The 13067-nt window shown below is 60.2% G+C and carries 12 protein-coding genes; 6 read left to right on the top strand and 6 right to left on the bottom strand.

Annotated elements, in window-relative coordinates; genetic code table 11:
* Positions 1 to 5 precede the first annotated feature (5 nt).
* The 4 genes from gatB to ACWKV5_RS18960 all read left to right on the top strand — a co-directional run bounded on the left by gatB (position 6) and on the right by ACWKV5_RS18960 (position 3506).
* Positions 6 to 1451 carry an Asp-tRNA(Asn)/Glu-tRNA(Gln) amidotransferase subunit GatB gene (gene gatB, locus ACWKV5_RS18975; RefSeq protein ID WP_223523715.1) on the top strand — a complete coding sequence of 482 codons (1446 nt, stop codon included), beginning with the start codon at positions 6 to 8 and terminating at the stop codon, positions 1449 to 1451.
* A gap of 191 nt (positions 1452 to 1642) precedes the next feature.
* Positions 1643 to 2017, top strand: a complete 375-nt coding sequence (locus tag ACWKV5_RS18970; RefSeq protein WP_483842540.1) for a septal ring lytic transglycosylase RlpA family protein — start codon at positions 1643 to 1645, stop codon at positions 2015 to 2017.
* 50 nt (positions 2018 to 2067) lie between these two features.
* Positions 2068 to 3129, top strand: a complete 1062-nt coding sequence (locus ACWKV5_RS18965) for a calcium/sodium antiporter (protein WP_483842539.1) — start codon at positions 2068 to 2070, stop codon at positions 3127 to 3129.
* Complete coding sequence (locus ACWKV5_RS18960) at positions 3126 to 3506, top strand: carboxymuconolactone decarboxylase family protein (RefSeq protein WP_452624944.1); 381 nt, start codon at positions 3126 to 3128, stop codon at positions 3504 to 3506. Before ACWKV5_RS18965 ends, ACWKV5_RS18960 begins: the two co-directional genes overlap by 4 nt.
* A gap of 129 nt (positions 3507 to 3635) precedes the next feature.
* On the opposite strand, the gene ACWKV5_RS18955 is transcribed toward ACWKV5_RS18960, so the two are convergent.
* The 5 genes from ACWKV5_RS18955 to kdgD form a co-directional block, all read right to left on the bottom strand.
* Positions 3636 to 4577 (bottom strand): AEC family transporter, encoded by a 942-nt coding sequence (locus ACWKV5_RS18955; RefSeq protein WP_483842538.1) that lies wholly within the window; start codon positions 4575 to 4577, stop codon positions 3636 to 3638.
* A gap of 185 nt (positions 4578 to 4762) precedes the next feature.
* Positions 4763 to 6316 carry a galactarate dehydratase gene (garD, locus tag ACWKV5_RS18950; protein ID WP_483842537.1) on the bottom strand — a complete coding sequence of 518 codons (1554 nt, stop codon included), beginning with the start codon at positions 6314 to 6316 and terminating at the stop codon, positions 4763 to 4765.
* Between the two features lie 11 nt (positions 6317 to 6327).
* Positions 6328 to 7707 (bottom strand): MFS transporter, encoded by a 1380-nt coding sequence (locus ACWKV5_RS18945; protein WP_483842536.1) that lies wholly within the window; start codon positions 7705 to 7707, stop codon positions 6328 to 6330.
* A 166-nt stretch (positions 7708 to 7873) separates the two neighbouring features.
* Positions 7874 to 9319, bottom strand: a complete 1446-nt coding sequence (locus ACWKV5_RS18940) for an aldehyde dehydrogenase family protein (protein ID WP_123435297.1) — start codon at positions 9317 to 9319, stop codon at positions 7874 to 7876.
* 60 nt (positions 9320 to 9379) lie between these two features.
* Positions 9380 to 10291: a 5-dehydro-4-deoxyglucarate dehydratase gene (gene kdgD, locus ACWKV5_RS18935; protein ID WP_027924508.1), complete on the bottom strand. Its 912-nt coding sequence runs from the start codon at positions 10289 to 10291 to the stop codon at positions 9380 to 9382.
* Between the two features lie 237 nt (positions 10292 to 10528).
* On the opposite strand from kdgD, the gene ACWKV5_RS18930 reads away from it, so the two are divergent.
* Complete coding sequence (locus ACWKV5_RS18930) at positions 10529 to 11833, top strand: phospholipase (protein ID WP_483842535.1); 1305 nt, start codon at positions 10529 to 10531, stop codon at positions 11831 to 11833.
* A gap of 14 nt (positions 11834 to 11847) precedes the next feature.
* Entirely contained in the window at positions 11848 to 12039 is a 192-nt protein-coding gene (locus ACWKV5_RS18925; protein ID WP_483842607.1) for a hypothetical protein, read from the top strand.
* A gap of 156 nt (positions 12040 to 12195) precedes the next feature.
* Here the strand turns inward: ACWKV5_RS18925 and ACWKV5_RS18920 are convergent, their stop codons facing one another.
* Entirely contained in the window at positions 12196 to 12945 is a 750-nt protein-coding gene (locus ACWKV5_RS18920; RefSeq protein WP_483842534.1) for a FadR/GntR family transcriptional regulator, read from the bottom strand.
* Between the last annotated feature and the right edge of the window lie 122 nt (positions 12946 to 13067).

The raw sequence follows: 13067 nt of genomic DNA, 5'->3' as shown, positions 1-13067 counted from the left end.
CACACATGCAATGGGAAGTCGTGATCGGGCTGGAGATTCATACCCAGCTCACCACCCGGTCGAAAATCTTTTCCGGTAGTTCCACCACCTTCGGCTCCGAGCCGAACACCCAGGCCAGCCTCGTAGACCTGGGCATGCCCGGCGTGCTGCCGGTGTTGAACCAGGAAGCGGTGCGCATGGCAGTGATGTTCGGTCTGGCGATTGACGCCGAGATCGGCCAGCACAACGTGTTCGCCCGTAAAAACTATTTCTACCCGGACTTGCCGAAGGGCTACCAGATCAGCCAGATGGAACTGCCGATCGTCGGCAAAGGCCACCTGGACATCGCCATGGAAGACGGCACGATCAAACGTGTCGGCGTGACCCGTGCGCACCTGGAAGAAGACGCCGGTAAAAGCCTGCACGAAGAGTTCAACGGTGCCACCGGCATCGACCTGAACCGTGCCGGCACACCGCTGCTGGAAATCGTCTCCGAGCCGGACATGCGCAGCGCCAAGGAAGCCGTGGCCTACGTCAAGACGGTCCACGCGCTGGTGCGTTACCTGGGCATCTGTGACGGCAACATGGCCGAAGGCTCGCTGCGTTGCGACTGCAACGTGTCGATCCGTCCGAAAGGCCAGGTTGAGTTCGGTACTCGCTGCGAGATCAAGAACGTCAACTCGTTCCGTTTCATCGAGAAGGCGATCAACAGCGAAGTGCAGCGCCAGATCGAGCTGATCGAAGACGGCGGCAAAGTGATTCAGCAGACCCGCCTGTACGATCCGAACAAGGACGAAACCCGTCCGATGCGCAGCAAAGAGGAAGCCAACGACTACCGTTACTTCCCCGATCCGGACCTGCTGCCCGTGGTCATCGAAGACTCGTTCCTCGACGACGTGCGCGCGACCCTGCCGGAACTGCCACCGCAAAAACGCGAGCGTTTCCAGGAGCAATTCGGTCTGTCGGTCTACGACGCCAGCGTGCTGGCGACCAGCCGCGAGCAAGCCGATTACTTCGAGAAAGTCGCGAGCATCGGCGGCGACGCCAAACTGGCGGCGAACTGGGTGATGGTCGAGTTGGGCAGCCTGCTCAACAAGCAAGGCCTGGACATCGAAGACTCGCCGGTTTCGGCCGAGCAACTGGGCGGCATGCTGCTGCGCATCAAGGACAACACCATCTCCGGCAAGATCGCCAAGGTCGTGTTTGAAGCGATGGCCAACGGCGAAGGCAGCGCGGACGAGATCATCGACAAGCGCGGCCTCAAGCAAGTGACCGACACCGGCGCTATCTCGGCGGTGCTGGACGAAATGCTCGCGGCCAATGCCGAACAGGTTGAGCAGTACCGCGCGGCAGACGAAGCCAAGCGCGGCAAGATGTTCGGCTTCTTCGTCGGACAGGCCATGAAAGCTTCCAAAGGCAAGGCCAACCCGCAACAGGTCAACGAACTGCTGAAAAGCAAGCTCGAAGGCTGATGAGAATGGAGCCAGCCCTGGCTACTGGCTCCATTCCCTGTGGCGAGGGAGCTTGCTCCCGCTGGTCTGCGAAGCAGACCCAAATCGGCGACCGCATTCTTTCAACAAGAAAGCATCAGCTTATTTTGCGACCGCTTCGCGGCCGAGCGGGAGCAAGCTCCCTCGCCACATTTATTTTGGGAAACCTTTAAATGAAGCGTCTGCTCAGCGCCTGCGCCCTGCTCTCTCTGCTGGCCGGTTGCGCCAGTAACGATGTCATCGATCCACACGGCTACGACAAGACCGGCACGGCGTCCTATTACGGCGCCAAACACCAAGGCAAACGCACCGCCAGTGGCGAGCGTTTCGACAAGAATTCCATGACCGCCGCCCACCGCCAGTTGCCCTTCGGCACACGGGTGAAGGTCACCAACCTGAACAACGACAAGTCCTGCGTGGTCCGCATCAACGACCGTGGGCCGCATACCCGCGGACGCCTGATCGATCTGTCCCATGCAGCCGCCGAACGCCTGGGCATGATCAGCAGCGGTACCGCCAAGGTTCGCGTGCAGGCCCTCGACGACTGACAGACGGAGCACCGACCATTTTCGGACTTGCCGATTTACCCCTGATCAGCGTGATTGAACTGATCAGCGGCCTGGTTCTACTGATCATCGGCGCGGAGCTGATGGTGCGTGCCGCCGTGCGCCTGGCGGCGCGGCTGAATGTGCGGCCACTGATCATCGGCCTGACCATCGTCGCCCTCGGCAGCAGTGCGCCGCAGATGGCCGTCAGCCTGCAAGCCACCCTCGCGGAAAACGCCGACATCGCCGTCGGCAGCGTGATCGGCAGCAGCATCTTCAACATTCTCGTCACCCTCGGACTCTCGGCGCTGATCATTCCGCTGCGGGTTTCACGGCAACTGGTGCGCCTGGATATTCCGCTGATGATCGGCGCCAGCCTGCTGGTGTTCGTGCTGGCCTGGAATGAACAGCTGACCCGCACCGACGGCATGATCCTGCTGGCAGCACTGGCGTTGTATCTGGCCTTGCTGCTGCGCCAATCGCGGCACTCGGCTCGTCCACCATCGAGCGATCCGCACAGTCAGGCCGCGCCATGGTTCAGCAGCCTGCTGATGATCGTGGCGGGGCTGGCGATGCTGGTCTACGCCGGACATCTGCTACTGGGGGCAGCCGTTGTGGTGGCAACCGACCTTGGATTGTCGGAACGTATCATCGGCCTGACCATCGTCGCCATCAGCACCTCCCTGCCGGAACTCGCCACCTCCTTGATCGCCGCCCTGCGCGGTCAGCGTGACATCGCCGTGGGTAACGTGATCGGCAGCAACCTTTTCAACCTGTTGGGCGTGCTCGGCGTGACGGCGTTGATCGCGCCGTCGCCGCTGTCGGTGTCCCCCAACGCCCTGGATTTCGACTTGCCGGTAATGCTCGGCGTCGCGGTGTTGTGCCTGCCGCTGTTCTACACCGGCTACCGGGTGACCCGGGCCGAAGGTTTGCTGTGCCTGGGTTTGTACCTGGCTTACGGTCTGCATGTGGTGTCGTTCACCACCGGCATGCCGCTGGCCGGCAAGCTCGAACACCTGATGCTGTTTTTCGTTCTGCCGGCGCTGGTGGCGTTTCTGCTGCTCACGTCGCTGCTCGCCTGGCGTCGCCAACACCACAAGAGGGATGTGCCATGACCGACAATAAAAAACCTGGCGTTGAAGTCCGCCGCCAAGTGATGGGCGACGCTTTCGTCGACCGCGCACTGGGCAATGCCACTGAGTTCACCCAGCCGTTGCAGGACTTCGTCAACGAACACGCGTGGGGCGCGGTGTGGAACCGTGATGGCCTGGCGCTGAAAACCCGCAGCCTGATTACCCTCGCCGCACTGACCGCGTTGAAGTGCCCGCAGGAATTGAAAGGCCATGTGCGCGGTGCGTTGAACAATGGCTGCACCGTGGAAGAGATTCGTGAAACGCTGCTGCATTGCGCGGTGTATGCCGGTGCGCCGGCGGCGATTGATGCGTTTCGGGCGGCGCAGGAAGTGATTGAGAGTTATCAGAAGCCGGAATAAAAACCCGACATTTGTATTGGCAGTGAGATGGCTTTCGCGAGCAGGCTCGCTCCCACAGGGGAATGCATTCCAAATGTGGGAGCGAGCCTGCTCGCGAAGAGGCCCGAAAGAACACCGCAAATTCAGAAGCTAAATCCACCCACCCCACTGCAACAAAAAGATCCCGATGTTGGTCGTGATTGCCGCCATCAACGTGGTAATCACGATGATCGCCGCCGCCAGTTCATGATTCCCCTCAGCCTGACGGGCCATCACAAAACTCGCCGCCGCCGTCGGGCTGCCGAAGTACAAAAACAGAATCCCCAACTCCGCCCCACGAAAGCCCCACAGCCACGCCCCAAGGGTCGTCAGCACCGGCAACCCGATCATCTTCACCAGGCTGGAACTGAGCGCCATATCGCCGCTCTTGCGCAACGCCGCCAGTGACAGCGTGCCGCCAATGCAGATCAACGCCAGCGGCAAAGTAGTCTGCGCCAGGTACTGCCCGGACGTCTCCAGCCACCCCGGCAAGCCGATTTTGAAATAGGCAAACGGCGCCGCCGCAAACACGCTGATGATCAGCGGATTGCCCATTACGCTCTTGCAGATGCTCCACGGATCGGACTTGATCACCGGGCTGTACACCGCCAGCACAATGGTCGACAGCGTGTTGTAGAACAGGATCACCAACGCCGCGAGAATCGCCCCGAGGGAAATCCCGTAGGCGCCGTACATGCTCGCCGCCAGTGCCAGGCCGATCACCCCGTTGTTGCCGCGAAACGCGCCTTGGGTATAAATCCCCCGGTCTTCACGCGGACACTTCCAGATCGCCCAGACCCAGGCGATGGCGAAACTCACCAGCGTGGCAATCGAGAAGTAGATCAGCAGCGCCGGTTGCAGCGCGGCGTGCAGGTCGGCATGCAGGATGCCCAGAAACAGCAACGCCGGCATGGTGACGTTGAACACCAGGGCCGACGCCGTGTGGATGAAGTTGTCGTTGATCCAGCCAATGCGCTTGAGCAACACCCCCAGAAACAGCATGGCAAACACCGGCGCGGTGATGTTCAGGGTTTCGAGGAAGATTGCCAGCATGCCGGGGGGAACCTTGGGTGAGCGTCGTTAGGGGGCTAATGATAAGCCACTCAGCCCTTCGGCGTCTGTTAGACCGCTTTCGCGAGCAGGCTCGCTCCCACATTTGTCCTGCGTAAAACACACAATCTGCGCACGACGAAATTCCCTGTGGGAGCGAGCCTGCTCGCGAAGCAGGCGACTCGGTCTCAGGTAATCGGCGCAGGGTTAAACAGGGTGATGTCGTTATGCAGCTTGTGCTGCTCGGCCCACGTCTGTTTCTTGCCGCTGGCCACGTCCAGGTAGTAGTGGAACAACTCCCAGCCAAGGTCTTCGATCGACGCCCGTCCGGTCGCAATCCGCCCGGCATCGATGTCGATCAGATCCGGCCAGCGCTGCGCCAGCTCCGTACGGGTCGACACCTTCACCACCGGCGCCATCGCCAAGCCATACGGCGTACCGCGGCCGGTGGTGAACACATGCAGGTTCATCCCCGCCGCCAACTGCAACGTCCCGCAGACAAAGTCACTGGCCGGGGTTGCGCAGAAGATCAGGCCTTTGCGTTTAAAACGCTCGCCAGGGCCAAGCACCCCGTTGATCGCGCTGCTGCCGGACTTGACGATCGAGCCCAGGGATTTCTCGACAATGTTCGACAACCCGCCCTTCTTGTTGCCCGGCGTGGTGTTGGCGCTGCGATCCGCTTCGCCCTTGGCCAGGTAGCGGTCGTACCAGTCCATTTCCCGCACCAGTTCCTGAGCGACTTCTTGAGTCTCCGCACGGGAAGTCAGCAAGTAGATCGCATCGCGCACTTCGGTGACTTCGGAAAACATCACCGTCGCACCGGCACGCAGCAACAAATCCGAGGCGAACCCCAGCGCCGGGTTGGCGGTGATCCCGGAGAACGCATCACTGCCGCCGCACTGCATGCCCAGAATCAGCTCGGACGCCGGCACGGTTTCCCGGCGACGCTGATCGAGCTTCTTCAAACGGGTTTCGGCCAGCGCCATGATCTGCTCGATCATCTCGGTGAAACCGTGACTCGAATCCTGCAAGCGGTACAACCACGGCTCGCTCAAATCCACCGAGCTGTCGTTCTCATGCATCACCTGCCCGGCCTGCAATTTCTCGCAGCCCAGGCTGATCACCAACGCTTCGCCCCCCAGGTTCGGGTTGCGCGCCAGGTTGCGCACGGTGCGAATCGGGATGTACGCGTCGGCCGCCGTAATTGCCACACCGCAGCCGTAGCTGTGGGTCAGCGCGACCACGTCGTCGACGTTCGGGTACTTTGGCAGCAACTCATCCTTGATGCGCTTGACCGCATGATCCAGCACACCGGTGACGCACTGAACGGTGGTGGTAATCCCCAGAATATTGCGCGTGCCGACGGTGCCGTCGGCGTTGCGATAACCCTCGAACGTATAACCGTCGAGCGGGGCCTGCGCCGCCGGCACTTCGGTGGACAGCGGCAGGCTGTCCAGCGGTGGCGCAGTGGGCATGCGCAGTTGATCTTCCTTGACCCAGCTGCCACGCGGAATCGGCTGCAACGCGTAGCCAATGGTCTGGCCGTAACGAATCACCTGGCCGCCTTCAGGAATGTCTTCCAGCGTGACTTTGTGGCTCTGTGGCACGAAGTCCACGGTCACCAGGCCATCGGGAAACTCGGTGCCGGCTGGCACGCCCTGGTCATTGACCACGATCACTACGTTGTCCCGCTCGTGCAGGCGGATGTAGCGCGGCGAGTCGGAATGTTCAATCAACTGCATGACGCCGCTCCTCAGGAATGCGCTTGTGACAATTTGTTGTTTGTTTCAGGACCGCTGACTGGCGGCTCCTTGAGTACCACACGTTTGATCGGACCAACGATCACCAGGTAGCTGAACACTGCGACCAGTGCGTTGCAACCGACAAACACCAGCGCCCATTTGAACGAACCGGTGGAGCTGATGATGTAGCCGATCACGATTGGCGTGGTGATCGACGCGATGTTGCCGAACATATTGAACAGGCCGCCACTCAAACCGGCGATCTGTTTTGGCGAGGTGTCGGACACCACGGCCCAGCCCAATGCGCCCACGCCTTTGCCGAAGAATGCCAGGGCCATGAAGCCCACGACCATCCATTCGATGTCGACATAGTTACAGGCCACGATGCTGCTGGACACCAGCAGGCCCGCGATGATCGGCGCCTTGCGGGCGAAGGTCAGGGAGTGGCCTTTACGCAGCAGATAGTCGGAAATCACACCGCCCAACACACCACCGATAAAACCGCAGATCGCCGGCAACGAGGCAATGAAACCGGCCTTGAGGATGGTCATGCCGCGTTCTTGCACCAGGTACACCGGGAACCAGGTCAGGAAGAAATAGGTGATGGCGTTGATGCAGTACTGGCTCAGGTAGACGCCGAGCATCATGCGATTGGTCAGCAACTGACGCACGTAGTCCCATTTCGGACCTTCAGCAGGTTTGCCGGCCGCCTGCCCTTTGCCTTTGTCCTGGTCCATATCGACCATGCCGCCGTTCTCGGCGATGTGCTTGAACTCGGCCTCATTGATCATCGGATGTTGACGCGGACTGTGGATAACTTTCAGCCAGATCAGCGAGAACACGATGCCGATGCTGCCCATTACCACGAACACATGCTGCCAGCCGAACGTGTAGACGATCCAGCCCATCAGCGGAGCGAACAGCACCGTGGCGAAGTATTGCGCCGAGTTGAAGATCGCAGACGCGGTACCGCGTTCAGCGGTCGGGAACCAGGCCGCAACGATGCGTGCGTTACCGGGGAAGGATGGCGCTTCGGCCAGGCCGACGAGGAAGCGCAGCATGAACAGCGCAACGATCGCTGTGGACATGCCGAACTCACCGACGTAGCCCTGGAGCACGGTGAACAGCGACCACGTGAAGATGCTCAGTGCGTAGACTTTTTTCGAACCGAAACGGTCCAGCAGCCAGCCACCGGGAATTTGCCCGGCCACGTAGGCCCAACCGAATGCAGAGAAGATGTAACCGAGGGTGACCGCGTCGATGCCGAGGTCTTTTTGCAGGCTGGAGCCCGCGATGGCGATGGTCGCACGGTCGGCGTAGTTGATCGTGGTCACCAGGAAAAGCATGAGCAGGATCAAATAGCGGACATGGGTCGGCTTGGTCGCTTGCATGTAGATGTACTCCCACTGATTATTTTTATGCGGGGTGAATCTTTAGTTGTTTCCTGTGGGAGCGAGCCTGCTCGCGAAGGTGGTCAACGATGACGCGGGGCATCAGATTGAATGCCGCGTCCTCAAGACCTTCGCGAGCAGGCTCGCTCCCACAAGGGTATTGCGTTTAGGAACCGATGTAGCTGGTCTTCACCACGGTGTAGAACTCTTGCGCGTAGCGACCTTGCTCGCGGGAACCATAGGATGAACCTTTACGCCCGCCGAATGGAACGTGGTAATCCACGCCCGCGGTCGGCAGGTTGACCATCACCATCCCGGCCTGGGAGTGGCGCTTGAAGTGATTGGCGTACTTCAGCGACGTGGTCGCGATGCCCGCCGACAGACCGAATTCGGTGTCGTTGGCCATGGCCAGTGCGGCTTCGTAATCGGCAACGCGAACCACGTTGGCCACCGGGCCGAAGATCTCTTCGCGGCTGATGCGCATCGCGGCTTCGCTGTCGGCAAACAGGGTTGGCGCGAGGTAGTAGCCTTCGGTGTCGCAGGTCACCAGACCACCGCCGCTGACCAGTCGTGCACCTTCGGACTGGCCGATGTCGATGTACTTCATGTCTTGTTCAAGCTGAGCCTGGGAAACCACGGGACCAATGTCGGTGCCGGTTTTCAGCGCGTGGCCGACCTTGATCGACTTCATGCGCTCGGCCACGGCTTCGACGAATTTGTCGTGGATGCCGGCGGTCACGATGAAACGGCTGGAGGCGGTGCAACGCTGGCCGGTGGAGTAGAACGCGCTCTGTACCGACAGCTCGACCGCTTGCTTGAGGTCTGCGTCGTCGAGAATGATCTGTGGGTTCTTGCCACCCATTTCCAGCTGAACCTTGGCCTGGCGCGACACACAGCTGACGGCGATCTGACGACCGACACCGACGGAACCGGTGAAGCTGATGCCGTCGACTTTCGGGCTCTGCACCAGCGCATCGCCCACCACACGACCGCTGCCCATCACCAGGTTGAACACGCCAGCCGGGAAGCCTGCGCGGGAGATGATTTCGGCCAGGGCCCAGGCGCAACCCGGTACCAGATCGGCGGGTTTGAGCACGACGCAGTTACCGTAGGCCAGGGCCGGGGCGATTTTCCACGCGGGGATGGCGATCGGGAAGTTCCACGGGGTGATCAGGCCAACCACGCCCAATGCTTCGCGGGTCACTTCAACGTTCACACCCGGGCGTACCGACGGCAAATAGTCGCCGGACAGACGCAGGGTTTCACCGGCGAAGAACTTGAAAATGTTACCGGCGCGAGTCACTTCGCCGATGGCTTCAGGCAGGGTCTTGCCTTCTTCACGGGCCAGCAAGGTGCCGAGTTCTTCGCGACGGGCGAGAATTTCAGTACCGACTTTATCCAGCGAATCGTGACGTGCCTGAATGCCCGAAGTCGACCAGGCCGGGAACGCGGCGCGAGCGGCGTCGATCGCGGCGTGGACCTGAGCCAGATCGGCCTTGGCGTAGTGACCGATGGTGTCGGTCAGTTCGGACGGGTTGATGTTGGCGCAGTAATCACTGCCCGCAACCCATTCACCGTTGATGTAGTTATCAAAACGCTTTGCATCTGCCACAACAATTCTCCTTACGCAAAAGGCCGCTGATCACTCAGCGGCCCTGTTAAATCGGATGTGTTACTGCGCACCTTGCTTGTCGATCAGCGCGGCGAGCATTTCGTACTCTTCGGCCGTCAGATCGGTCAGCGGTGCACGCACAGGACCTGCGTCATAACCGGCAATTTTTGCCCCGGCCTTGACGATGCTCACCGCGTAACCGGCTTTGCGGTTACGGATGTCCAGGTACGGCAGGAAGAAGTCGTCGATGATCTTGCCAACGGTGGCGTGATCCTCGCGAGCGATGGCGTGGTAGAAATCCATCGCGGTTTTCGGGATGAAGTTGAACACCGCCGAGGAGTAAACCGGTACGCCCAGCGCTTTATAAGCAGCGGCGTAGACTTCGGCGGTCGGCAAACCACCCAGGTAGCTGAAGCGATCGCCGAGGCGACGACGGATCGACACCATCAGTTCGATATCGCCCAGGCCATCCTTGTAGCCGATCAGGTTCGGGCAGCGCTCGGCCAGACGTTCCAGCAAAGGAGCGGTCAGGCGGCAGACGTTACGGTTGTAGACCACCACGCCGATTTTCACCGATTTGCACACGGCTTCAACGTGGGCGGCAACGCCGTCCTGGCTGGCTTCGGTCAGGTAGTGCGGCAGCAGCAACAGGCCTTTGGCGCCCAGACGCTCGGCTTCCTGTGCGTACTCGATGGCTTGACGGGTCGAACCGCCCACGCCGGCCAGGATCGGCACGCTGGTTTCGCAGGTGTCGACGGCGGTCTTGATGATTTCCGAATATTCGCTGGCCGCCAGAGAGAAGAACTCACCGGTGCCGCCCGCGGCGAACAACGCCGTGGCGCCGTATGGGGCCAGCCATTCGAGACGCTTGATGTAGCCCGCGCGATGGAAATCGCCCTGAGCATTGAAATCGGTAACCGGGAAAGACAACAGGCCGGAAGAGAGGATGGACTTCAGTTCTTGTGGATTCATTATTCGAACACCCTGGGTAGCAACGTATGTGTGTGTGAGGAAACCGTTCAGCTTTCGCCGAGTTGTAGGTCATCGTACAACTTAAATAATAACCGTCAACTGCATTTCATCGCCGTCTGCATTTTTATGTAGGAGAGGTTCTTTCCTTGACGTAGGAAATTTCTCGGCTAAGATCGATTTAACTGTATATACATACAGTTATTTGAAATCCGCCTACGACATATCAAGGAGCTAGAAATGTCAGGTCTACACACTCAATCCCAGGAAAAATCCAAGCAAGTCATTGCCGTTTTCGATGATCTTTTCAGTGAGCACGGCATTGCCATCAGTGGCCATGAATCGCTGGTACTGCACGTGGGCACACCTCACAACCACGTACCGCAACCGCCCGCCTCCCCTTGCGGCAAAGCCTTGAATGGCCAGCCGCAGCTGAGGTTCGAGGGTGGTGAACATACGGCTATCGGCGATGCCACGCTGCTGCGCTTCATCAAAGATGCCCCCGCAATCCCGGCCTCACAGGTCGAACTGCACTTGCCCAACGGGCTGGCGCTGACTTATGGCCAGATCGTTGCACTGGGCGGGGATTTCTACGGAATTCCCGAGCAACCGATCAGCGAAGGCGCCACCCCCCCAGACCGAATCCAGCGCTTCGCCAACGCGTTCAACTCGCTGGCGGTGCTGCCGGCCGCGAATGCCGAGGCCAAGCTGATCCTTGGGGTCATGCAAAAGGAAATAGCCGCGGTGAAACAGGCGATCCTGGACGGCAAACAGCCCCATGAAGCCTATGACGCCCTCGGAGATACGTTGTCGGAAGAGTGGAACAAGATCACCGGCGGCGGCAGTTTCGTCTCGGCGCTGTTCCCGTTGGGGCGTTATCTGAAACTCGCCGCCAACAATACCGACCACTTTGCCGAAGGGGCGCTTGCGGCGTATATCGCCGGCCACACCGCCGCTGTGCAGCAAGCCGTGCTGGCAAAAAACAGTGGTGATGAAAAGCTGCTGGAAATCGCCTACGCGATGAATGCTTTTGCTGATCACTACCTGACCGACCTGTTTTCCGCAGGTCACCTGCGTGTACCGCGCAAGCAGTTGGCTGCGGTGGTCACACCCAGTGATCTGGGCTCATTGATCACCCGCTTCATGCATGACGAAGACAGTAAATTCGGTCTCAATGTAAGCAATGGCAACGGCGATCAATGGCGCGCGTATGGCGATAAACGCTACTTCGACGTGATCGACAGCGCCAATCGCGTGCAGGTCAATCAAGCGGTTCAACTGTCTGCAGATGAGATCTTCGCGGCGTACCTCAGCGGAGTCGCTCCTTCGCCGAGTCATTTCAGCGCCTTGAATAAGCTGCCGGACCTGCAAGTTGTACTGAACCCGGCGGGTAATTTCTCGCCGCTGTTCAGGGTCGAGGGCAGCAAAGTGCTTCGACGCAAGGACGTCAATAACCTGAACGACACCGCCACCGTCGACGACTGGTGGGGCTGGAGCACTTACTTGCTGCTCAAGGACTACACACCCACCGGCAACGTTGCCTGATAAGGAGATCCATGATGACGATCAAATTGAAACTGGAACTGGCTTCGGGCCAATCAATGAACGGTGCGCCGTTGGAGTTGCTGTCCAAGGGCGTGGTGATTGCGCGGGCGGTGGTGGATGGGCGTGGGGATGTGGCGTTTGATGCCAAGCCTGGGGTGACTGGGCTGGCGGTGAGGGTGGATCGGTCGATCCTGCGTTCAGTCTGACCCTTTAGCGCCAAGGCTTCTGGCCCCTTCGCGAGCAGGCTCGCTCCCACACTGAATCGAGGGTGTACACACATTGTGTATCCACTGAAGATCTCTGTGGGAGCGAGCCTGCTCGCGAATGCGCTCGGCCAGCCAACAAAACTTCCGACTTGAAGACTAAACCCGCTGCGCCTCAGCCTCTTCATGCGCATGACGCAACCGTTCGCGGCTGTTGGTCAGGTGCAAGCGCATCGCCGCCCGCGCCGCATCGGAATCCTGGCGGGCGATGGCGTCGTAAATTTCTTCGTGTTCACGGCTCAGGCGATTCATGTAGTGCTGCTGGTCGTCATGGGCCAGGCGCGCCGAGTTCAGCCGCGTGCGCGGAATGATGCTGGTGCCGAGGTGGGTCATGATGTCAGTGAAGTAGCGATTACCGGTCGCCAGCGCGATTTGCAGGTGGAACTGGAAGTCCGAGGCGACGGCATCGCTGGCATGCGAAGCGCTTTCGTTGAGGGCGTCCAGCGCGGCTCTCATCAAGCCAAGCTGCTCGTCGCTACGACGTTGCGCGGCGAGGCCGGCGGACTCCACTTCGAGGCTGATGCGCAACTCCAGAATCGCCAACACGTCACGCAGGGTGACCACCGTCGCCGGGTCGATGCGGAAACCGCTCGGGCTCGGGGTATCGAGCACGAAGGTGCCGATGCCATGGCGGGTTTCAACCTGCCCGGCCGCCTGCAAACGGGAAATCGCTTCGCGCACCACGGTGCGGCTGACGCCATGGGCATCCATGATTGCCGACTCGGTGGGCAATTTGTCGCCGCGCTTGAGGTGACCGTCGCGGATCTGCTCGGACAGCACCGTCACCAATTCCTGTGCGAGGCTGCGGCGCTTGCGAGGGAGGCGTGGTGCGTCGATCGGGTTTTCCATGGTGAACATCTGTCTCGAAAATTCGGCTGAAACCGCATCATAGCTCAACGCGGTTGTACGATCACCGTCGGGTTGAACACCGTTCCCCTTGTGGGAGCGAGCCTGCTCGCGAAGGCGTAGTG

The organism is Pseudomonas oplopanacis (assembly GCF_057128725.1).
Note: the sequence above shows the minus strand (reverse complement) of the source record. Positions and strands in the feature narration are given on the sequence as shown.

What these genes read in the sequence shown, in the direction of transcription:
- ACWKV5_RS18945 (WP_483842536.1), bottom strand. Translation starts at nt 7,707, where the DNA reads ATGCAAGCGACCAAGCCGACCCATGTCCGCTATTTGATCCTGCTCATG.
- ACWKV5_RS18930 (WP_483842535.1), top strand. Translation starts at nt 10,529, where the DNA reads ATGTCAGGTCTACACACTCAATCCCAGGAAAAATCCAAGCAAGTCATT.
- ACWKV5_RS18960 (WP_452624944.1), top strand. Translation starts at nt 3,126, where the DNA reads ATGACCGACAATAAAAAACCTGGCGTTGAAGTCCGCCGCCAAGTGATG.
- ACWKV5_RS18955 (WP_483842538.1), bottom strand. Translation starts at nt 4,577, where the DNA reads ATGCTGGCAATCTTCCTCGAAACCCTGAACATCACCGCGCCGGTGTTT.
- ACWKV5_RS18925 (WP_483842607.1), top strand. Translation starts at nt 11,848, where the DNA reads ATGACGATCAAATTGAAACTGGAACTGGCTTCGGGCCAATCAATGAAC.
- kdgD (WP_027924508.1), bottom strand. Translation starts at nt 10,291, where the DNA reads ATGAATCCACAAGAACTGAAGTCCATCCTCTCTTCCGGCCTGTTGTCT.
- garD (WP_483842537.1), bottom strand. Translation starts at nt 6,316, where the DNA reads ATGCAGTTGATTGAACATTCCGACTCGCCGCGCTACATCCGCCTGCAC.
- gatB (WP_223523715.1), top strand. Translation starts at nt 6, where the DNA reads ATGCAATGGGAAGTCGTGATCGGGCTGGAGATTCATACCCAGCTCACC.
- ACWKV5_RS18920 (WP_483842534.1), bottom strand. Translation starts at nt 12,945, where the DNA reads ATGGAAAACCCGATCGACGCACCACGCCTCCCTCGCAAGCGCCGCAGC.
- ACWKV5_RS18970 (WP_483842540.1), top strand. Translation starts at nt 1,643, where the DNA reads ATGAAGCGTCTGCTCAGCGCCTGCGCCCTGCTCTCTCTGCTGGCCGGT.